The 21476-nt window shown below is 69.2% G+C and carries 15 protein-coding genes and 1 riboswitch; of the genes, 9 read left to right on the plus strand and 6 right to left on the minus strand.

What is annotated here, in order from left to right; translation table 11 throughout:
* Positions 1-93: 93 nt before the first annotated feature.
* The 3 genes from thiC (at position 94) to G398_RS0108825 (ending at position 4154) form a co-directional block, all read left to right on the plus strand.
* Positions 94-1923: a phosphomethylpyrimidine synthase ThiC gene (gene thiC, locus G398_RS0108815; protein ID WP_026853335.1), complete on the plus strand. Its 1830-nt coding sequence runs from the start codon at positions 94-96 to the stop codon at positions 1921-1923.
* A 93-nt stretch (positions 1924-2016) separates the two neighbouring features.
* Positions 2017-2598, plus strand: coding sequence for a DJ-1/PfpI family protein (locus G398_RS0108820; protein ID WP_026853336.1), 582 nt, complete (start codon positions 2017-2019; stop codon positions 2596-2598).
* 86 nt (positions 2599-2684) lie between these two features.
* Positions 2685-2785, plus strand: a riboswitch (SAM riboswitch).
* 100 nt (positions 2786-2885) lie between these two features.
* On the plus strand, positions 2886-4154 hold the full coding sequence (locus tag G398_RS0108825; RefSeq protein WP_026853337.1) for a trans-sulfuration enzyme family protein: 1269 nt from the start codon (positions 2886-2888) through the stop codon (positions 4152-4154).
* Here the strand turns inward: G398_RS0108825 and G398_RS0108830 are convergent, their stop codons facing one another.
* A complete protein-coding gene (locus G398_RS0108830) occupies positions 4155-4613 on the minus strand; it encodes an FKBP-type peptidyl-prolyl cis-trans isomerase (protein WP_084512331.1) in 459 nt (152 codons plus the stop codon).
* 166 nt (positions 4614-4779) lie between these two features.
* Here G398_RS0108830 and G398_RS0108835 point away from each other — a divergent pair, with 166 nt between their 5' ends.
* Positions 4780-5460, plus strand: a complete 681-nt coding sequence (locus tag G398_RS0108835; protein ID WP_026853339.1) for a cytochrome c3 family protein — start codon at positions 4780-4782, stop codon at positions 5458-5460.
* Positions 5461-5738: 278 nt separating this feature from the next.
* On the opposite strand, the gene G398_RS0108840 is transcribed toward G398_RS0108835, so the two are convergent.
* The 5 genes from G398_RS0108840 to G398_RS17300 all read right to left on the minus strand — a co-directional run bounded on the left by G398_RS0108840 (position 5739) and on the right by G398_RS17300 (position 12148).
* Positions 5739-7298, minus strand: coding sequence for a peptidylprolyl isomerase (locus G398_RS0108840; RefSeq protein WP_026853340.1), 1560 nt, complete (start codon positions 7296-7298; stop codon positions 5739-5741).
* A gap of 33 nt (positions 7299-7331) precedes the next feature.
* Complete coding sequence (locus G398_RS0108845; protein WP_026853341.1) at positions 7332-8519, minus strand: cytochrome c3 family protein; 1188 nt, start codon at positions 8517-8519, stop codon at positions 7332-7334.
* Positions 8516-10279: a porin family protein gene (locus G398_RS0108850; protein WP_026853342.1), complete on the minus strand. Its 1764-nt coding sequence runs from the start codon at positions 10277-10279 to the stop codon at positions 8516-8518. The genes G398_RS0108845 and G398_RS0108850 overlap by 4 nt, the downstream gene beginning before the upstream one ends.
* Positions 10280-10360: 81 nt before the next feature.
* Positions 10361-11023, minus strand: coding sequence for a cytochrome c3 family protein (locus G398_RS0108855; protein WP_026853343.1), 663 nt, complete (start codon positions 11021-11023; stop codon positions 10361-10363).
* A gap of 63 nt (positions 11024-11086) precedes the next feature.
* On the minus strand, positions 11087-12148 hold the full coding sequence (locus G398_RS17300; protein WP_043484484.1) for an NHL repeat-containing protein: 1062 nt from the start codon (positions 12146-12148) through the stop codon (positions 11087-11089).
* 316 nt (positions 12149-12464) lie between these two features.
* Here G398_RS17300 and G398_RS0108865 point away from each other — a divergent pair, with 316 nt between their 5' ends.
* The 5 genes from G398_RS0108865 to G398_RS21060 all read left to right on the plus strand — a co-directional run bounded on the left by G398_RS0108865 (position 12465) and on the right by G398_RS21060 (position 21470).
* Positions 12465-13820 carry an NHL repeat-containing protein gene (locus G398_RS0108865; RefSeq protein ID WP_026853344.1) on the plus strand — a complete coding sequence of 452 codons (1356 nt, stop codon included), beginning with the start codon at positions 12465-12467 and terminating at the stop codon, positions 13818-13820.
* Positions 13817-16804, plus strand: coding sequence for a cytochrome c3 family protein (locus G398_RS21935; RefSeq protein WP_052571712.1), 2988 nt, complete (start codon positions 13817-13819; stop codon positions 16802-16804). The genes G398_RS0108865 and G398_RS21935 overlap by 4 nt, the downstream gene beginning before the upstream one ends.
* Positions 16805-17068: 264 nt before the next feature.
* On the plus strand, positions 17069-19624 hold the full coding sequence (locus tag G398_RS19595) for a cytochrome c3 family protein (RefSeq protein WP_052571713.1): 2556 nt from the start codon (positions 17069-17071) through the stop codon (positions 19622-19624).
* Complete coding sequence (locus tag G398_RS20750; RefSeq protein WP_026853345.1) at positions 19621-20940, plus strand: cytochrome c biogenesis ResB family protein; 1320 nt, start codon at positions 19621-19623, stop codon at positions 20938-20940. The genes G398_RS19595 and G398_RS20750 overlap by 4 nt, the downstream gene beginning before the upstream one ends.
* Positions 20937-21470: a hypothetical protein gene (locus G398_RS21060; RefSeq protein WP_026853346.1), complete on the plus strand. Its 534-nt coding sequence runs from the start codon at positions 20937-20939 to the stop codon at positions 21468-21470. The genes G398_RS20750 and G398_RS21060 overlap by 4 nt, the downstream gene beginning before the upstream one ends.
* Positions 21471-21476: the final 6 nt, after the last annotated feature.

Genomic DNA, 21476 nt, shown 5'->3' on the forward strand with positions numbered 1-21476 from the left:
GACAATCTTTGAATTCGTCGCCCCGCCCCCGCGCGATAAACTTGCTGATTCGGGGATCAATTCCCGCCCGATTTTCCCAAGTCCGGAGTTTTCATGACCATGCAATCCGGTTCCGCCCCAGTCGACGGCACGGCCCTGGCCGCCTGCCTGAAGCCCTTCCCCGCCTCCACCAAGATCCACGTGGCCGGCAGCCAGCCCGGCGTCCGGGTGCCCTTCCGCCAGGTCCACCTCCAGCCCACCCGCGACTTCAAGGACCAGCTCACGGAGAACGCACCCGTGGTGCTCTACGACACCTCGGGCCCCTACACGGACCCCGCCGTCACCATCGACGTGGCCAAGGGCCTGCATCCCCTCCGCCAGGACTGGATCCTGGGCCGGGGCGACGTGGAGGCGCTGCCCGGCGCCACCAGCCTCTACCGCAAGCTCCGCGAGCGGGACCAGGAGCTGGACGCCATCCGCTTCCACGCGGACCGCAAGCCCCTGCGCGCCAAGGCCGGGTGCAACGTCACGCAGCTGCACTACGCCAGGAAGGGCGTCGTCACCCCCGAGATGGAGTTCATCGCCATCCGCGAGAACCTGGGCCGCGAGGCCGCGGGCATCAAGAGCCGCATCACGCCCGAGTTCGTGCGCGACGAAGTGGCCCGGGGCCGCGCCATCATCCCCGCCAACATCAACCATCCCGAGACCGAGCCGATGATCATCGGCCGCAACTTCCTGGTGAAGATCAACGCCAACATCGGCAACAGCGCCGTGGCCTCCAGCATCGAGGAGGAGGTCGAGAAGATGGCCTGGTCCATCCGCTGGGGCGCCGACACGGTGATGGACCTCAGCACCGGCAAGAACATCCACGAGACCCGCGAGTGGATCCTGCGCAACAGCCCCGTGCCCATCGGCACCGTGCCCATCTACCAGGCCCTCGAGAAGGTGAACGGCAAGGCCGAGGACCTCACCTGGGAGATCTACCGCGACACGCTCATCGAGCAGGCCGAGCAGGGCGTGGACTACTTCACCATCCACGCCGGCGTGCGGCTGCGCTACGTGCCGCTGACCGCCAAGCGCGTCACCGGCATCGTGAGCCGCGGCGGCTCCATCCTCGCCAAGTGGTGCCTGGCCCACCACCAGGAGAACTTCCTCTACACGCACTTCGAGGAGATCTGCGAGATCATGAAGGCCTACGACGTGGCCTTCTCCCTGGGCGACGGCCTGCGCCCCGGCAGCACCGCCGACGCCAACGACGAGGCCCAGTTCGGCGAGCTGGAGACGCTCGGTGAGCTGACGAAGATCGCCTGGAAGCACGACGTGCAGGTGATGATCGAGGGCCCCGGCCACGTGCCCATGCACCTCATCCAGGAGAACATGACCAAGCAGCTGGAAGTCTGCGACGAGGCGCCCTTCTACACCCTGGGCCCCCTCACCACGGACATCGCGCCGGGCTACGACCACATCACCTCGGCCATCGGCGCCGCCATGATCGGCTGGTACGGCTGCGCGATGCTCTGCTATGTGACGCCCAAGGAGCACCTGGGCCTGCCCAACAAGAAGGACGTGAAGGACGGCGTCATCACCTACAAGATCGCCGCCCACGCCGCGGACCTGGCCAAGGGCCACCCCGGCGCGCGGATCTGGGACGACGCCATGAGCAAGGCCCGCTTTGAGTTCCGCTGGGAGGACCAGTTCAACCTGGCCCTGGATCCCGACACCGCCCGCGAGTTCCACGACGAGACCCTGCCCGCCGAGGGCGCCAAGACCGCCCACTTCTGCTCCATGTGCGGCCCCCACTTCTGCTCCATGAAGATCTCGGACGACGTGAGGCAGTACGCCGAGAGCCACGGCTACAGCGAGGAAGAGGCCCTCCAGAAGGGCATGGAGGAGATGGCGGAGACGTTCGTGAACAAAGGCGCCGAAGTCTATCAGAAAGCCTGATTCCTTCTCGTTACGAAAAAGCCCCGCCGACGGCGGGGCTTTTTCGCATGTGAACGCGTATCATCGGAGCCGTTTCTCTTCCAGGAGGCAGTCATGGCCGCGAAGAAGATCCTCATGCTCGTGGGCGATTTCGGGGAGGACTACGAAATCATGGTGCCCTTCCAGGCCCTGCTGGCCGTGGGCCACACCGTCCACGCGGTCTGCCCGGGCAAGAAGGCCGGCGAATCCGTCGCCACGGCCATCCACGACTTCGAGGGCCACCAGACCTATTCGGAGAAGCCCGGCCACCGCTTCGCCCTCAATGCCGACTTCACGGACCTCCGGCCCGACCAGTACGACGCCCTGGTGATCCCCGGCGGCCGGGCCCCCGAGTACCTGCGCCTCAACTCCAAGGTACTGGAACTCGTCCGCCACTTCTTCACGGCGAAGAAGCCCGTGGCGGCCATCTGCCACGGCGCCCAGATCCTCTCGGCCGCGGGCGTGCTCGAGGGCCGCACCTGCTCGGCCTATCCCGCCTGCCGTCCCGAGGTGGAGACCGCGAAGGGCAAGTATGCCGACATCGCCATCGACGGTGCCGTCACAGACGGCAACCTGGTCACCGCCCCGGCCTGGCCCGCCCATCCCGCCTGGATCGCCCAGTTCCTGCAGGTGCTGGGGACCCGCATCACGCTCTGATCCGGGTCCCCCCGCAAATACCTGTTGGCAGACCTTTCCGGCGCCTCCATACTGGTCGTCCACAGGATCTTTGTCAGTTTCATCACGCGATATCCAGAAAGGTGGAGGGACGGGCCCTGTGAAACCTTGGCAACCTGCGAGAGCAAGGTGCCAATTCCTGCCGCGAGCCATCGCGGAGAGATGCTGACGTGTCAGAAGCTGACATGCGAAGGGGCCCGAGTCATCGGGCCCCTTCGCTTTTTGGATCGCCGTGGAACGACGAGGATCCCCCCCTTCCGGAGGCTCCCTTGAGCGAGCAGTACCTCGATACCAACGTGCCGGGCAACCCGGCCTACCACTTCACCATCCTGCCCCCCGTGCGGGAGAGCGAGGCCGGCTGGATCCACCGGCCGGAGCTGGTGCCGGACGCAGGCCTGGCCACCCAGTGCGTGCACGCGGGCGTGCAGCCCGACCCGGCCTACGGCTCGGTCATGCCGCCGCTCTACCTCTCCTCCACCTTCGCCTTCAAGGACATCTGCACCAACGCGGGCTTCGACTACACCCGCAGCGGCAATCCCACGCGGGCGGCCCTGGAGGAGGCCCTGGCCCTGCTGGAGGGCGGCCACGGCGCCACCTGCACCAGCACGGGCATGAGCGCCATCCTGGTGGCCCTGAACCTGCTGCCCCACGGCAGCCACCTCATCTCCACCGTGGACTGCTACGGCGGCACCTTCCGCCTGCTGGAGCACGCCAAGCGGTTCTACGGCCTGGAGGTGACCTACCTGGACCTGGCGGACCTGGACGCGGTGAAGGCCGCGATCCGCCCCGAGACGCGCATGATCTGGATCGAGACGCCCTCGAACCCCCTGCTGCGCCTCACGGACATCGCCGCCGTGGCCGAGCTGGCCCACCACCAGCCGGACTGCCTGGTGGCCGTGGACAACACCTTCCTCTCACCCTTCCTCCAGCGCCCCTTCGAGCTGGGCGCCGACCTCGTCATCCACTCCACGACGAAGTACCTCAACGGGCACAGCGATGTGGTGGGCGGCGCCGTGGTGGCAGGGCCGGGCCGCCTGGCGCTGACCCAGCAGATCCAGAGCGTGAACAACCTCCTGGGCACCTCCCAGGCGCCCCACGACTGCTTCCTGGTGCTGCGCGGCCTGAAGACCCTGCCCCTGCGCATGCGCCAGCACGAGGCCACGGCCCAGGTGCTGGCGGAGTTCCTGGCGGCCCACCCCGCCGTGGGGAAGGTCCACTATCCCGGCCTGCCGGGGCACCCGCAGCATGCCCTCGCCAAGCGGCAGCAGCGGGGCTTCGGCGCCATGCTCAGCTTCGAATTGGCCGAAGGCGGCGCCGAGCGGCTGAACCATGTGCTGCGGAAGCTGCGCTGGTTCACCCTGGCGGAGAGCCTGGGCGGCGTGGAGTCCCTGGTGGCCCACCCGGCCTCCATGACCCACGCCTCCATGACCCCCGAGGCGCGGCAGCGCGCCGGCATCAGCGACGACCTCATCCGGCTCTCCGTGGGCCTGGAGGATGTCCAGGACCTGCGCGCCGACCTGGCCCAGGCCCTGGCCTGACTACTGGATCCCCAGCAGCTCCACATCGAAGATCAGGTCCGCGTTCGGCGGAATGTCCGCGCCCGCGCCCCGGGCCCCGTAGCCCAGGGCTGCGGGGATGTGCAAGGTGCGCTTGCCGCCCACCTTCATGGTCATCAGGCCCTCGTCCCAGCCCTTGATGACCCGCCCCACGCCGATGGGGATGGCCAGCGGCTCGCCCCGGTCGACGGAGCTGTCGAACTTCTTCCCGCGCTGCCCCTTCTCCGACAGCCAGCCCGTGTAGTGGACCAGGCAGCGCTGGCCCCGCTGGGGCATGGCCCCCGTGCCCACCTTCGTATCCACGTACTTGAGGCCGCTGGCGGTGGTGGTCATGGCGGGAGCCTTGGGCTTGCGGGTCTTCGCGGTCCGGCCTGCGGAGGTCTGCGCGGCCGCGACGGGAGGCAGGACCTGTGGCATGGCCAGGATCAGCAAGGACGTCATGAGGCGGGGGATCGGGTGGCTCAAGGATTTTCCTCCAGCGAAACGGCAAAAAATGCTGGTTCAAAGATTGCCGACGGCATCATTCGGCGTATTTTTCCCAATTATAGAACAGAAGGTGGCGGCCGATCAGCTACTCCATTCAGCGACTCGAATAGGAGCCCACTCCATGAAGCACCTCCTGGCCCTCCTCGCCTCCACGGTCCTGACCGCCATCCCGCCGGCCCAGGGCATCGAAGGCACCGCGCACGACCTCAGTGTCACCGGCCTGAACTCCGTCACCATGGCCACCCATTCCTGCGTGTTCTGCCATGCGACCCACAATCCCGCCGGCAGCGCCAAGCTCATCCCGGACTGGAACCACACGACGACTGTGGCGGCGTTCACGATGTACAACAACACCAACCATCCCGGCGCCGACCTCAGGGGGACCGTGGATTCGCAGCCCACGGGGCCAAGCCTGGCCTGCCTCTCCTGCCACGACGGCTCGGTGGCCGTGGGATCGCTGCTGGTGGCTCCCATCAGCGGCGGCAACGACATCTACCTCAGCGCCCGGGGCGGGGTCAGTCCGAGCACCGGCCGCATCAGCAGCGGTCCCTCGCTGGTGGGAACCGACCTGAGCAACGACCACCCCATCTCCATCACCTACCAGGACAACCTGGATACGGGCCTGCAGCCCGCGGCCTCCCTGGTGGGGGTGCGCCTCTACCCCGAGAACGTCACGGGCGCCAAAGTGCAGTGCGCCTCCTGCCACGATGTGCACAACTACGGCATCCAGGGGACCACGGCGCCCTTCCTCCGGGTGACCATGGCCGGCTCGTTCCTCTGCAGGACCTGCCACAAGAAGTAGGGACGGGTTAGAGGTCGTATCAAAACCCCCACGTGGCCGCGCGAGGGAACCGGGCGAGCGAGGCGAGGAAAGCGAGGAGATGCGTAGCGGGCACTACGCGCGACGAGCTTGACGCGGCATCGCGACGCCCGGTGCCCTCGCCCGGAGGGATGAAGCCAGGCGGGCGCCCCGCGGCGTCACCGCCCTTGAACGATGTCCCGCATCGCCCTGCGGGCGCTTCCTTTCGGTGCATCCCGCCTGGCTTCATCGCGGCCCCGCCGGGGTTTTGATACGACCTCTTAGTCCTCCAGGCTCCGATCGACCATGGCGAGGCCGTGGAGCTTGAGGTAATCCGCCCGCACCGCGTCGCGGCACTCGGCCAGGGGGAGCACGGGCCCCGGGCGCCGCTCCAGGACGTTGAAGATCATGTAGCCGTCGGGCCCCAGCATGGGCCCCACGGGCTGGCCCAGGGGCCCGGCCAGGAGGGGCTGCATGAGCGTGGGGGGCACCAGCGTCTTGAGCGAGGCCACCTCCACCCAGCCAGGCTCGGGATTCCCCGTGGCCTCGGCGCTGGCATGGCGTGTCACGGCCTCCTTCCAGGGCAGTCCCATGTGGATCGAGTTCAGGGCCGCGTCCACCTGGTCCTTGGAATCGGCCACCAGCACCTGCAGGCGGAGGGCTCCCACCTCCCGGAAGCGGTCGGGGAAGGCCTCATGGTGCTTCGCCAGGTCGCCTTCGGCCACCTGCGCCTCCGCGAGGAAGGCTTCTGCGTACCGGGCGTAGGCCCGCTCCCGCTCCTCCAGCCAGAGGGCGGCCTGGATCTCGGGACGGCGCTCCAGGCCCTGCTTGCGGGCCGCCGCGGCCAGGCGGATGTCGTCCGCCACGCCCTCCATGAACCGGGCCTTGGTGGCGGCGCCCAGGGAATGGCTTGAGCCCATGGTCTTGAGCACATCCACCATGTGGCGCTTCAGGGTCCGCAGGCTGATGGCCGCACCGGCCACCCGGCCCGCCACCTTCTTCTCGTCGCCAGGCAGGGCCTCCGTGGTGCGGTCCGCGCCCAGCACGGCCAGGTCGGGGACCAGGGGATACCGGGGACGCAGGGCCTCCAGGGCCGCCTCCCGCTTCATCTTCATCTGGGCGGCCGCAGCCTCCTTCAGCAGGGCGTCCCTGCGCGCGGCGAACTCCGCCTCGGTCGCGCGCCGGGCTTCCCAGGTCTTGGCGACATGCCAGCCGAACTCGCTCTGCAGGGGGCCCACCAGGGCGCCCACGGGCGCGGCGAAGACGGGATCGCCGAAGGCCGCCACCATCTGGCTCTGGCGGATCCACCCCAGCTCACCGCGGTTCTGGGCCGCGCTGGGGTCCACGGAAACCTCCGCCGCCACCTGCTCGAAGGCCTCGCCGGATTGGATCCGCTTGAGGGCGGCCCCGGCTTCCTCCCGGGTCTTGCACAGGAGATGCGACACGCGGCGTTCCTCGCCCTGGGCCAGGAAGGCGGCCTTGACCTGCGCCTCCGTCAGGCCGGGATGGCCCGGCCGGGTATCGAGGTAGGCCTTCCCCAGCACGGCCAGGCGGCCCTCCTGCCGGCTCTCCTGCCAGGCCGGCGTCTTCAGGAGGCCCTTGGCCGTGGCCCGCTCCCAGGCCTTCTCCAAGCGGGCCGACTTCGCCTGGGCGGCCTCCGGAGACAGCCCCGGCTCGGCCTTCACGATCGCCTTCAGGCGCTCCGGCATGGGATCCACGGTGCGCGCGGTGCGGGCGGGGCGCTTGGCCGGCGCGGCGGGGAGCGCCGGTCCCAGGGCGAGGGCTCCCAGCAGGACCGCCATCCGGGTGAAGCCATTCCGCAGGTGGGGTTCGTGGGACATGGGAGGCTCCTCGGCCGGATCCGGGCGGGTCATTCAATAGCGCGTCTGCACATGGTCGTAGCCATGGCAGGTGAGGGTGCAGGTGCCGTGGCCGAGGCCGGCCCGCTGGAAGGCGGGGGCGCCCACGGAGGAGGCGCCCACCACGGACCGGTCGAACTCGATGAGGGAGGTCAGCCGGAGGGAACCATGGGAGGCGTGGCAGGTGGCGCAGGTGGTGGGTTCGCCGTAACCCGGCTGGAAAGCGCCGCTGCGCCCCGGCCGGAAATCCCGGGGGGAGCGCAAGCCCAGCACCGCCGCCGCCTCGGAGAGGGCCGGGGCCTGCCGCTGGGCCGCCAGGGAGCCGCTGCTGGTGAATCCGTTCAGGTGCTGAGCGTGGAACGGGAAGGACTGGTTGGCGAGGATGGACTGCCGGTCATGGCAGAGGAAGCAGAGGTCGTTGGCGCGCTCCCCCATCCGGGCCTGGTCCTTCTCCCGCCCGAAGGCGGCCTTGAGGATGGACGCCTGGACCGAGACGTGGGGTCCCTTGGCGCCCGAGGGATCCGGATTGTCGTGGCAGGAGCCGCAGTCGAGGAGACCCCTGAAGGTGGAGGTGCGCAGGCTGGGCAGGTCGGGGCGGCCCGCGGCCGTGGCCCCGATGGTGTGGCTGGAGGCGGCCCCCTTGGCGAACAGGGCCCCCAGGTCGGCGGGTCCGGACAGCAGGGGCGCCGCATCAGGGCCGGCATGGCACCCGAAGCAGACCTCGGCCACGGACTGGGGCCGGCGGTCCAGCAGCTGGCCGCGGGCGTCGAAGGCCGTGAGGCGCAGGCGGCCCCGCTCCTTGCCGTGGGGATCGTGGCAGCCTGTGCAGCCCTGAGTCAGGGTGAACGCCCGGCCCCCTGCCCTCACGGTGCGGGCATAATCCTCCGCCCGGCGTGAGCTGAAGCGGCTCTTGAGGTGCCCGGAACCCTGGCCGTTCCAGGGGGGCAGCTTGGGCGCGCGATCCGCCGTGGTGGCGAGGTTCGTCCCCTCGTGGCAGGCGATGCAGACACGATCGGGGTTCGCCCGCCCCGCCTTGGACCGGGCGGGCGTCACAGCCCGGTGCCCCTGGTGGCAGGCGGCGCAGGTCGCATGGGCGGGCGGGCCGCCCCTGGCCTGGATGGGCTGCGGAGTCCGGATGGCCTGGCCCCAGGCTGGCACCAGCGCCAGTCCTGCAATCGCGGCACCCAGGAGGAATCGCCTCATCGCCAGGACCTCGAGCAGAGGGTATCGAACCAGCGCAGCAGGTCCACCGTGACACGGCTGCTGTGGAACCCATTGTCCATGCGGGTGGTCTCGTAGCGCACCCGGAGCGAGACCTGCCGGAAGCTGAGGTCCACCCAGGTGTAGAGCGTCGTGGCCGCCGGGGTGAGGGCCGCATCGAAGCGCTGGACGAGCGCGCCCACGGGGACCTTGCCCAGCCGGGTGGTGAGCCCCAGCGAGTAGTGGCGGCTCGATTCGTCCTGGGCGCCGGCCCAGGCATAGGCGGGGGCTGCCGCGCCCGGCGTGAGGCGCTGGCTGTTGCTGGAATAGCCCGCGGAGGCGGTGATCGACGTGACACCCAGCTGGTAGGAGCCATTCATCATCACGTCAGAGTTGCGGGCCTCGACGCCGGGCTGGGAGAGGCCGCGGTCGTCCTTGTAGTCGCCGGCCACGTAGAGCGTGAGGCGGCCCCGGGTCTGGACCTGCCCCGTCACCCGGGCCCAGTCCACCCGGCCCTGGCTGGCATTGTCGGTGATGCGCCACAGGTCCGCCGTGAATCCGAAGTTGCCGGTTTGCCGCATGCGCCGCTGGAACAGTTCCTGGGCCAGCTCCGAGGGGACGTAGTCCGGCGGGTACTCCTCCAGGGTCCGGCGGGTGAAGGTCCAGTCGCTCAAGAAGAAGAGGGTGTGCCGGATGAGCTCGGGCACGTCGCCGCCGCGGGCGATGCCGAGGTTCATGGTCGTGGTGGTGCGCCGGAGGACGAGGGCCGGCAGGCCCTGCTCGAGGGCCGAGACGCCCAGGTCGCCGTGAAGCCGCCAGTCCTGCGTCAGCGTGTAGGTGCCACCGAGGGTGCCCGAGTCCATCCGGGTGTCCTGGCCCGCGGCATCCGTGAGGGAGCGGCTCATGGCGCCGGTGCCGTAGGCGTTCCAGCGCCCCGTGGCATAGACCAGGGATTCGGAGGCGAACGTGCGGTTCGTGCGGGTGCCCCCGGTGGTGCTGGCCCCGGCGGAGGCGTTCGTGAGGGAATGCCAGGCGCCGCTGATGGGTCCGTAGAAGGTCGCCCCGACGTCGAACCAGCTGCTGCTGATGGAATCCTGGAACTGGGACCGGGTCCGCAGCGTCCAGTCGGCGGCCGAGTGGGACTCGGTGTCCAGGGTCGCCTGGGCGTAGCGCCATCCCTGGCCCGGAAGGAGGGTCTCGTAGTCCTGGCGCAGGGACTGGAACGTGACCTGGGTGCCGCCCACCCGCTGGTTCGCCTCCAGCTTCCACTGGGACCAGTCCTCGCGGTCGCCTCCCAGCTTCGAGTCCCCGTGGCGGTAGGAGAGGCGCACGTCCTGGAGGATCCGGTTGTGATAGGTGGCGCCCGCGCCCCAGGTGTCGCCCTTCACATGCCCCGAATCGAAGAGATCCGGCGATTGGGAATGCTGGTAGTCCAGGTAGAGGCGGAAGGGGCGGTAGGGGAAGAGGCTGATGCGGGCCCCGTAGCGGCTCAGGCCCGTGTCGGAATCCGAGGCGCCGCCGTAGGCCAGGCGGTTGTATTCCACCGCCCCGTTCAGGGCCAGGGCCCCCAGGCGGTAGGTGAAGATGGGAATCCCCGCGTCCACCTCGTAGACGGCCTGGGTGGCCGCCATGGTGGGCGCCTGGCTGGACTGCCACTGGTTGTAGTGGAGCTGGAACCGCTGGTTGAGGATCAGCGGGCAGTCCTCGGCCCGGGCCGCGATGGACGCGCCCGCGAGCACCAGCGTGAGAAGGCAGAGCTTCACAACAGACCTTCGGGAAGGAGGCCAGAAGAAAAGCGGGGGGCGGGTGGATCCACCCCCCGCTGGTTCAGAGCGGAATTCCTGCTACTTGAGGTGGCAGGAGGTGCAGAGGGCGGAGTTCACCATGCTCACGCGCAGGAAGGGCGCGGTGGTGCCGGCGGTGCCGTAGTTGTGCACGTCGTGGCAGGAGGCGCACTGCACCTTGGAGCCGTTGGCGTTGGTGGGGAACAGGCGCACGGTGCCGGCGGCGAAGGTCGTGGGATCCTTCAGCGTGGCGTCGAGGTTCTGCTGGTAGGTGATGGAGATCGGGTGATCGTTGGTCAGGTCCTTGCCCAGCAGGGCGGTGCCGCTGACGAGACCGGTGCCGAGCAGCTGGCCGCCGGCCGTGTAGGTGACGCTGGCGATGTCGTTGGGCAGGTTCAGCATGTTGCCCACGGCCTGGGTGCCGTCATGGCAGGTGAAGCAGGCCATGCTGGCGCCGGTGGGGGTGGCGTCCGTGGTGCCGTTCAGGGTGCCGCTGGTGTACATCGTGAAGCCGGTGGTGACCGTGGTGGTCTTGTTCCACAGGGGCACGATCTGGGCGGCGCCGCTGGCCGCGCCGTGGGGCGTGTGGCAGAAGACGCAGACCTGGGTGGTGTTGGTCTTGCCGCCAGGGCCCGTGCTGCTGAGGTCGTGCTTGGAGCCGACGATGGTCGCATTCAGGCTCAGGGAGCCGACGGCCAGGAGGGCGACGAGAAGGGACTTCATGGTTCACCTCGTAGGTGGTTGGGGGGGGGGTAGTGGGGAAAAAGGCGAACGGCCGGTGCCGCTCTATTGCGGGGTTGGAGAGGGCGGAACCTTCTCCTCGCGCAAATACTGGAATTTCTGGATGCGGCCGTTGATCTGGTCGGCCACGTAGATGCCGCCGGAGGCGTCGATGGCGATGCCGGTGGGCACCTGGAACTGGCCCTTGCGGGTGCCGCCCGTGCCCACCGGCAGGAGGATCCGGCCCTCCTGATCGAAGATCTGGAAGTTGCAGAAGGCGCCGTCCGCCACGTAGAGGTGGCCGTCGGGATCCACGGCGATGCCCTTGGGCCGGGAGACCTGGCCCGGCATGTCGCCGGCCTTGCCGAAGGCCCGGATGAACCGGCCGTTGTAGTCGAAGATCTGGATGCGGAAATTGCCCGTATCCACCACGGCGAAACCCACACCAGGCACCATGCAGGCGTAGGACGGGAAGTTGAACTGGCCCTCCTCGCTGCCGCGCCCTCCGATGGTCTTGAGGAGCTTGAGGCTCCGGTTGTAGAGGCGCACGGTGTGCTCGCCCCCGTTCACCACGAGGAGGAGATCCCGGCCTTCGTCCACAGCCAAGCCCACGGGGCGGTTGATGCCATCGTTCTTCGTGAGGGCGCTGAGCTGGTGGCCCTCCTTGTCGAAGACCACCACCTGGTTCGTGTTGGCGCTGGCGGCGTAGACCAGCTTGGAGTCCGCCGCCAGGCCCGTGGGCGTGGCCAGGGTCGCGCCACTGACCGTTGAAAAGGCCCAGATCTTCTTGGCGGCGGGATCCAGGGCCACCACCCCGGCCGTGAAGTCACCCACGAAGATCACGCCCTTGTCATCGACGGCCACGCTGAGGGGGCGCTGGATCCAGATCACCTCCTCGGACTTGCCGGCCAGCCGGTCGATGAAGCTGCGCTTCTTCTTGGCTCCCACATCGAAGGCGTTGCGGTATTCGGCCACCCACTTGATGCGCGCGGGAGACGGCGGAGAGGGCCAGGCCAGGACCTCGTCCTGCGCTGCGGGAGGCGCTGGGGGCTTCTGTGCGGACAGAGGCGCCATCGCACCCGCGAGGCAGGCCAGGACGATGGACAGCAGGGTGGAACGTTGGGACATGGCTTTTTTGCCTCGTGGATGTCTTGCATCAGCCAAACGTCACAGGAACCTGTCAGCCGACCCCACGAAGATAGGCACCATAGGCGAACAATAGGTCATCTATTTTTGTGATTTTCGTCATCTACATGTTTTTACCCATCAAGTTTCAACACAGCCCGTCATGGGTTGATCATGACAACCTATCCCGTCCCATCGAACATAGATCAGCACCTTGTCAAGAATTCAAAAAGGTCCCTACCCTCATGGGGTTTTCCGGGCTTGTCCTGGGAATCGCCCCCCCCCCCCCCTGATATCTGCCTGCCCCTGGAGGTCATCCATGACCGGCCGGTCCACCCTCCGCCGTAGCTGGGTCTTGCCAGCGGCCTTCGCATGCCTGTCCGCCCTCGGTCTCTCGGCCCAGGCCACCCTTCCGGTGGCCACCGCATTACGTTCCTATGACAAGGGCTTCCGCGAGCCCGTGCGCCTGGCCACGGACGCGGCCGGGCGCCTCTACGTGGCGGATCCCCGCCTGGGCGCCATCACGGTCCGCGACGAATCCGGGAAGTTCCTCGCCGTGAAGCGCGGCTTCGACCGGCCCCTGGGACTGGCCGTGGACGCCTCGGGCCGCATCTTCGTCTGCGAAGCAGGCAAGGGCCGCGTGGCCATCTTCACGCCAGGCTGGGTGCCTGCGGGCTACCTCGGCCAGGGTGATGGAGAGTTCCAGCTGCCCAACCACCTCCAGATCACGCCGGACGGCCTGGTCTACGTGGTGGACAGCCTCGCGAACCTGGTGAAGGTCTATGCCCCCGACAACCAGCTGGCGCGCCAGTTCGGCGGCCCAGGCACCCAGGCGGGCCAGTTCAACTTCCCCACGGGCGTGGCCGTGGGGCCCACGGGCGAGGTCTTCGTCTCCGACCAGGGCAACGAGCGCATCCAGGTCTTCGATGCCCAGGGCACCTTCCTCCGCAAGTTCGGCGGCCTCATCGGCATGCTCGGCAGCAACACCACCTTCGGCCGGGTGCAGGGCCTGCTGGCCGATGCCCAGGGGCGCATCTACCTGGCGGATTCCTTCCGGGGCGTGGTGGTGGTGGTGAACAGCGCCGGCGCCTCGCTTGGGAAGCTCGGCACCTTCGGCTCGGACCCCGGCCAGCTCATGGGGCCCGCCAGCCTGGCCATCGACCGGAACAACCGCCTCTTCGTGGCCGCGCCCGGCAATACCCGCGTGGAGATCTTCGGCCTCGACGCCTACACGGATCCGCACATCCTCTCAGCCGTCCTCACCGTGGCCCCCACGGACCTCCGCCGGGAAGATCCCTTCGAACGACACTACGCGGCTCAGCAGACCCCCCCCCGAAGTCCCCAGTTCCGCGGGCGGGGCGCCCTGCCCATCCCCCCCCGCCCGGACCTGGTCTCGGTGCTGATCAAGATCCCCGGCGTGGACCCCTCCACCATCCAGACCGACTCCCTCACGGCCAACGGCATCCCCGCCGCCCATGTGCCCGGCGCCTTCCTCGGGGATTTCGATCACGATGGCCGCGTGGAGTACCGGGCCTGGTTCGACCTGAACCGCCTCTTGACCACCATGCCCGATGGGAGCGCCTTCCTCGTGGTGTCCGGCCGGCTGGCGGATGGGCGCGCCTTCGAGGGCCTGGCCGACGTGAACGTGGCCAATCCCACCGGGAGACTCCAGTGATCCGGCTCCGAACCTCCCTCCCCTTCCTCGCCCTGGGGCTGCTGCTCACGGCCGGCGCCGCGGCGCTCGCCACCGACCCCCCCCACAACATCGCCACGGCGAATTCCTACGGCGCGCTGAACTACTGTTCCACCTGCCACAAGATCCACGGTGGCCCGGGCGGAGCGCTCACCACCGTCAGCGGGAACACGAACCTCTGCCTCAGCTGCCACGTCTCCGGGGGACAGGCCACCAACAAGGCCTTCACCGCCGCGGACCAGGCCGTGCCCGCGGGCGCCAGCCTGGTGGGCTCCACCGCCGGCGGCACCTCCCACCGCTGGGATTCCAGCGCCGCGGGACGCATCATCAAGGGCTCGCCCAACACCTCCACCGGCACCATCACCCCCTCCGGCGACTACACCGGCGCCTACGCCGCCACCATCAAGATCCAGGTCACCCTCGCCGGGGCCGCGGGCACCGCCAAGGTGGCCTGGTCACAAACCACCAACGGCACCGCCACCTTCGGCACCGCCACCACGATCACCACCAGCACCACAGCCCAGGCTCTGGGAGCTTCCGGCGTGTCCCTGGCCTTCTCCAGCACCGGCACCTTCGTCCTCAACGACATCTTCTACCTGTACCTCCGGCCGGACCTGGTCCAGCCCGTCTCCGCCATGGCCACCCACCTTGAAGGCGGAAAGGCCATGTGCTCCACCTGCCACGACCAGCACCTGCAGGCCCAGGCCCCCTTCGATCCCACCTCCTCCCAGACCTACACCCCCGGCACCACCAACAACCGCCACTTCCAGCGGGTGGCCAACGACACGGGCTCCCTCTGCGGCGACTGCCACGCCCCCCGCAACGTGGGCAAGGGCGGCACCTCGCACCCGGTCCATGTGAACCTGGCCTCGGCCCCCAACACCAAGACCCCGACCCTCGGCGCCGTGCTCTCCGCAGCCGGCGACGTCGAGTGCCTCACCTGCCACGACATCCACAAGGCTCCCGCCACCACGCCCGCGGGCATGCTGCTGCGGGTGAGCAACTCCCTGGCCCTCTGCACGGACTGCCACACCCTGGCGGACACCACCACCGCCAACACCCACACCAACCCCACCAGCGGCATCCTCTGGCCTGGCGACCAGTACGGCGGCAGCACCTACGCCGCCATCACGGACACCACCCTGCGCGGCGCCTGCAAGAACTGCCACACCCCCCACGGCTGGCCCGACGCCAACAACCCCGGCGGCAAGTACGCCTTCGCCCTGGGCGCCGAGCAGGACAACCTCTGCCTCACCTGCCACGACGCCGATGGCCCCTCCACCGAGAACGTCCGGGCCGAGATCACGAAGACCATCCACCACCCCGTGGAGCGCAACAGCGGCCGCATGGTGGGCTGCGCGGACTGCCACAACCCCCACATGGCCACGGCCGGCACCCACACCTACGCCACCACCGCCGACGCCAACCGCAACCGCCTCCGGGCCAGCGCCGGCGGCGTGCTGAACAACATGTACGCCCTCCGCGGCGTGGATGGCGTGGCCTTCAACTACACCGGACTCGGCCTCTGGGCCGTTCCCTCCGGAACCAACTTCACGAAGCTCGCCAGCGGATCGCCCACCGTGGCCGCCTCCGGCGCCGAGTTCGAATACCAGGTCTGCTTCAAGTGCCACACCAGCTACTCGTGGGGCACCAACCCGGCTCCCGACGGCATCACCAGCGGCGGCACCAGCCCCCTGACCCTGGTCAGCGGCACCACCCAGCCCTGGGTGGCCGGCACGGGCACGGCGAAATTCACGAACGCCAGCACCACGGTCACCGGCACCGGCACCAGCTGGACCACGGCCAACATGCTGGGCCAGTACATCCGCCCCTCCGGCTCCACCAGCACGAACTACCGCGTCACGGCCGTGGCCAGCGCCACCTCGCTGACCATCTCCACCAGCTTCGGCCAGACCACCACGGCCTCCGTCGCCTACGAGACCCGAGACGCCGCCGCCATCACCTCCACCACCGCTCCCCATGTGACGGGCTATGGCACCACCTGGACCAGCGCCCTGGTCAACCAGTTCTTCGCCATGACCAGCGGCAACACCACGGCCTACCGCATCAGCGCCGTGCCTTCGGCCACCAGCCTGACCCTGGCCACGACCCCCACCACCTCCACCACGCCCCAGGACTTCTACCTCCACCCCGGCGCCAGCTTCACCAACGGCAGCACGGCCGTCACTGGCTATGGCACATCCTGGACCTCGTCCCTGGTAGGCAGCACCATCCAGGCCAACGGCGTGACGGGCACCTATACCATCACCGCGGTCACCAGCCCCACGACCCTCACCCTGAGCGGCAACTTCACCGGCACAACGGGCGTCTACCGCTTCCTGTTGGCCGGCCCCATCACCCTGGTGGAAACGGATGTCGCGCAGGAGTTCAACCCGGCCAACCGCTCGGGCCACCCGGTGGTGGTGGGGTTGAACAGCTACACGGGCAGCACCGCCCCCAAGGCCCTGGCCGCCGCCACCATGAAGGCCCCCTGGGCCACGAATCTGGGCACCCAGACCATGATGTGCTCGGACTGCCACAACACGGACGCGGCCTCGCCAGCCGCCCAAGGGCCCCACGGATCGGCAGCGCAGTTCATGCTTCGCGGCACCAACCCCGCCAACTGGCCCAACATCACCCTCACCAACGCCAGCACCAGCTGGTGCACCAACTGCCACACCCTGACCCTGAGCAACAACACGGCCCACAATACGGGCAATCACAACAACTACCAATGTTGGAACTGCCATGTGGTGATCCCCCACGGCAGCAAGATGTCCCGGCTCATCGGCTACAGCGGGAGCGGCACCACCATGCCGGCCCGGTATGCCTACAACAACACCATCAGCAACATGAAGATCACCGGGTTCAAGAAGCCGACTTCGGCCACCGGCTACTCCCAGGACGGAAGCTGCCAGACCTCCTGCTACCACGGGGTGACCGTGACCTCCTCCGAGACCTGGTGAGCCGCAAGCGTCTCCGCTGGGCATTCGCCTCCGCGGTCCCTCCCCGCACGTTTGTGATCCTCATCATTTCCCGCTTTCATCCATCTGATTCCAGACCACTGCGGCATTCCGCACACCGTCCTCCCCGACACGCCAGCCAACCATAGATCACAAACATGTCCTGAAATCAAAATCCTCCCTATCCTCCGGAAGGGGTTCCAACCCGCCCGGACCGCCCCCATCCCCCTGGAAATCCACGCCATGAGCCGCTGGTCGACCTCAAGCTTGTGCCTCTGGCTCGCGCTGGCCGGCTGGGGGTGGCTGTCCTCCCCCCTGCGCGCCACGGACCCCCCCCACAACATCGCGACGGCCAACGCCTACGGCTCCCTGAACTATTGCTCCACCTGCCACAAGGTCATGGGCGGGGCCACCGGGGGCGCCCTCACGACCGTGAGCGGGAACGTGAACCTCTGCCTGAGCTGCCACGTGAGCGGCGGCAGGGCCACCAACCAGGCCTTCACGGCCACGGACCAGGCGATTCCCGCCGACGCCAGCCTCGTGGGCTCCACCGCCGGCGGCACCTCCCACCGCTGGGACTCCAGCGCCGCGGGCCGCATCATCAAGGGCTCGCCCAACTCCTCCACGGGTGCGATCGCCTCCTCCGGCGACTACACCGGCGCCTACGCCGCCACCATCAAGCTCCAGGTCACCACCGGCGGGGCCACGGGCACCGCCAAGGTGGCCTGGTCCCAAACCACCAACGGCACCGCCACCTTCGGCAGCGCCACGACGATCACCACCAGCACCACCGCCCAGGCCCTGGCCGGCACTGGCATCTCGCTGGCCTTCTCCAGCACCGGCACCTTCGTCCTCAACGACCTCTTCTACGTGTACCTCCGGCCCGACCTGGTCCAGCCCACGTCGGGCATGGCCACGTACCTCGAAGGCGGGAAGCTCATGTGCTCCACCTGCCACGACCAGCACCTGCAGGCCCTGGCCCCCTTCGACCCGAACGCCTCCCAGACCTACACCGCCGGCACCACCAGCAACCGCCACTTCCAGCGCGTCCGCAACGACGACGGGTCCCTGTGCGGAGACTGCCATGCCGCCCGCAACGTGGGCAAGGGCGGCACCTCGCACCCGGTCCACGTGAACCTGGCCTCCGCCCCCAACACCAAGACCCCGACCCTGGGCACGGTCCTCTCCGCGGCAGGCAACGTCGAGTGCCTGACCTGCCACGACGTCCACAAGGCTCCCACCACCACCGCGCCCGCGGGCATGCTGCTCCGGGTAAGCAACTCCCTGGCCCTGTGCACGGACTGCCACACCCTGGCCGACACCGCCACGGCCAACGTGCACACCAACCCCGCCAGCGGCATCCTCTGGCCGGGAGACCAGTACGGCGGCAGCACCTACCCCGCCATCGCCGACACGACCCTCCGCGGCGCCTGCAAGAACTGCCACACGCCCCACGGCTGGCCCGACGCCAACAACCCGGGCGGGCGGTACGCCTTCGCCCTGGGCGCCCAGCAGGCCAACCTCTGCGAGACCTGCCATGACGGCAGCCCCGCCAAGGACGTCCGCACCGAGATCCTCAAGACCAACCACCACCCCGTGGAGCGGACCAGCGGCCACCTCGTGGGCTGCGCGGACTGCCACAACCCCCACATGGCCACCCCGGGCGTGCATGCCTACGCCACCACGGCCGATGCCAACCGGAACCGCCTCCGGGCCGACGCCGGGGGCGTGCTGAACAACATGTACGCCCTCCGCGGCGTGGACGGCGTCCAGTTCAACTACGCCGGCCTGGGGCTGTGGCCCACGCCCACCTCCGCCAATTTCACCAAGGTCGCCAGCGGATCCCCCGCGGTGGCCGCCAGCGGCGCCATCTACGAGTACCAGGTCTGCTTCAAGTGCCACACCAGCTACGACAGCTATGGCGCCACGCGCCCGGGCGGCGTCACCGCCTTCTACAACACCGGCACCGCCAAGTTCACCAACGGCAGCACCACGGTCGCCGGCACGGGCACCACCTGGGTCGTCACCACCACGGCCACCAACTCCGAGACCGCGCCCGGCCGCACGGTGGTGGGCATGTACATCCAGAAGAACCTCACCTCGCCGGCCTACAAGATCGTGGCCGCCACCGCCACCAGCCTCACGCTCGCCACCCCCTACGCGGGCACCACCGACGCGGCGGCCGCCGCCTATGTCATCACCCGGGAGCAGACCGACCTCGCCCAGGAGTTCAGCCCCAGCAACGCCTCGGGCCATCCCGTGGTGACCGGCCTCAACAACTACACCGGCAACGTCGCCCCCAAGGCGCTCAGCGCCTCCTTCATGAAGGCCCCGTGGACCGCCGTGGGCACCCAGACCATGATGTGCTCCGACTGCCACAACACCAACGGCACGGCGGCCCAGGGCCCGCACGGGTCGGCGAACCAGTTCATGCTGCGGGAGTTCGCCGGCGGCGCGCCGGCCGCGAACTGGCCGAACGTCACCCTCACGGCGGCGCTGGGCAGCACGGTCGCCAGCCAGTCCTGGTGCAACAACTGCCACCAGCTCACCACGGCCCTCACCAACGACGTCCACACGAAGAACAGCACCCACGAAGGCCACCAGTGCTTCGCCTGCCACGTGGTGATCCCCCACGGCAGCAAGATGTCCCGCCTCATGGCCTGCAACACCAACATGCCCGCCCGCTACGCCTACCAGGGCGACCGCACCAACACCCTGATCCTCCAGTTCAAGAAGGCGGCCGTGGGGACCTACGCGACCAGCAACTGCGACACGACCGTGCACCACAGCGCCCTCACGGGCACGGGGGTGGAATCCTGGTGAGCCCGAGCGATGAGGCCCTTCGCCCCCTGCCGGGATGGAATCCCCTCCGCCCGCTGAAGCGCCTCCTGCGCCGGCCCGCCGTCATCGTCACGGAGATCCTCGTCATCACTGCCGCCTGCGCCCTCGGGGCCGGCCTGCCCCAGGCCGGGCGGTCCGCGGCGGCCCAGGTCGCGAGCCTGCGGTCCCATGGGGCCTTCGCGTCCTTCCTGGTGGAGGCTTTGTCCCTGGACCATGTCTTCACCAGCGGGTGGTTCCTCGGGGCGCTGGCCTTCGCCACGGCCTCGCTCATCCTCGTGGTCGTCGAGCAGACGCGGCGGCTCCGCGCGACCTGGGGCCAGGTCCCCACCGAGGCGCACTTCCGGAACGCGCCCCTCCAGCTCGAGTTCACCCGCCCCGGACAGGGCCCCGCCTCCATCTCCATCCGCAGCCGGGGACGGCTGGGACTCGCCGGCTCCCCCCTGTTCCACGCGGGCCTCCTGGGCGTGATCCTCGCCGGGGCCCTGGGGGCCCTGTTCAGCGTCCAGGCCGTGGTGGACCTGTTCGAAGGCGAGGTCCTACCCCCCACCGTGGCGGCCTGGGGCCTCCAGCAGCCGGGCCCCCTGGCCTCCCCCTTCCGGCTCGACGGCCCCCTGAGGCTGGTGTCGGTGGAGCCGACGCGGTACGAAGGTGGCGATCTCATGGGTCTCCGCCTGAAGGTGGCCGAGGCCGACCCGGATGGCGGACCGCTCCGGGAGCTGGGCATCAACCAGGACCTCCGCGTCAGCCGCGGTCGCCTCTATGCCGACAGTCTCTTCGGGCCGGCCGCCCTGGTGACCTGGGACCTGCCCGCGCATCCCGCCTCCGGGACGGCGGCCCTCTTGGAGCGGAAGGAACCGCAGGCCTTCGGCGGCTACACGCCGGGTCCCGGCGCCCTCCGCGCCCGCATCCGGGTGCCGATGCCGGCGGATGGGCGCCGCCCCGACCACGCGGAGGTGCGGATCCTGAAGGGCGCCGCCAAGGTCGCGGAGGCCGACCTCCGGCCCGGCGAGGCCATGGCCCTGCCCGGCGGGGGGACCTTCCGCCTGCACGGCCTCCCCTACTGGGCCCGGATCCACGGCAGCCGCGACCCCGCCATCGGGCTCGCCTACGCCGGTTTCATCGTCGCCCTGGCCGGGGCGGCCCTCACCTATGGCGTGACGCGGGTGGACGAACTCGTCAGCGTGACGCCGGAAGGCGGCCAGGAACGGGTGGTCGTGGCAATGAAGCCCCACCGGTTCGCGCCCCTGTACCAGGAGCGGTTCGCGCGCCTGGTGCGGGAGCATGGAGGCGAGGCATGACCCTGCGCACCTGTTTCCTTCCCCTCCTCCTGGCGGCCCTGGGGCTGGGCTGCGGGCGCGTCTCCGAAACGCAGGCCCGGAACCTCGTGGTCCGCTACAACGAGGCCGTGAGCGAGGCCTACCGGAAGAACGACATCCTCCTGATCGATCCGGTGGTGGGCCCGAACGCCCCCGATGGCCGGCGCCTCACGGGCCTCATCGGCGTGCATGCGGACATGGGCATTGCCCTCGACGCCCACCTGGAATCCCTGGAGGTGGCCGGTGTCGAAGAAGGCAAGGGCGAGCTGCGGGTCCGCACGCGGGAGCAGTGGCGGTATCGCGATGTGCAGGTCGCCACCGGCGCCCAGGTGGGCGAGGCCTCCGTGGACCGCTACGAAATGCTCTACCTCTTCCGGAAGCAGAAGGGGGCCTGGATGGTCGAGGAGACCTCCTTCGCCGCGCCGCCGCAGGTGGGCCGCAAGGAGATCCCCTGGACCATGGACGCCAAGGACGCCCACAGCATCGCCACGCCTCCCCCTGGAAAGCCCTGAGGCCCG

This window comes from Geothrix fermentans DSM 14018 (assembly GCF_000428885.1).
GTDB classification, from domain to species: domain Bacteria; phylum Acidobacteriota; class Holophagae; order Holophagales; family Holophagaceae; genus Geothrix; species Geothrix fermentans.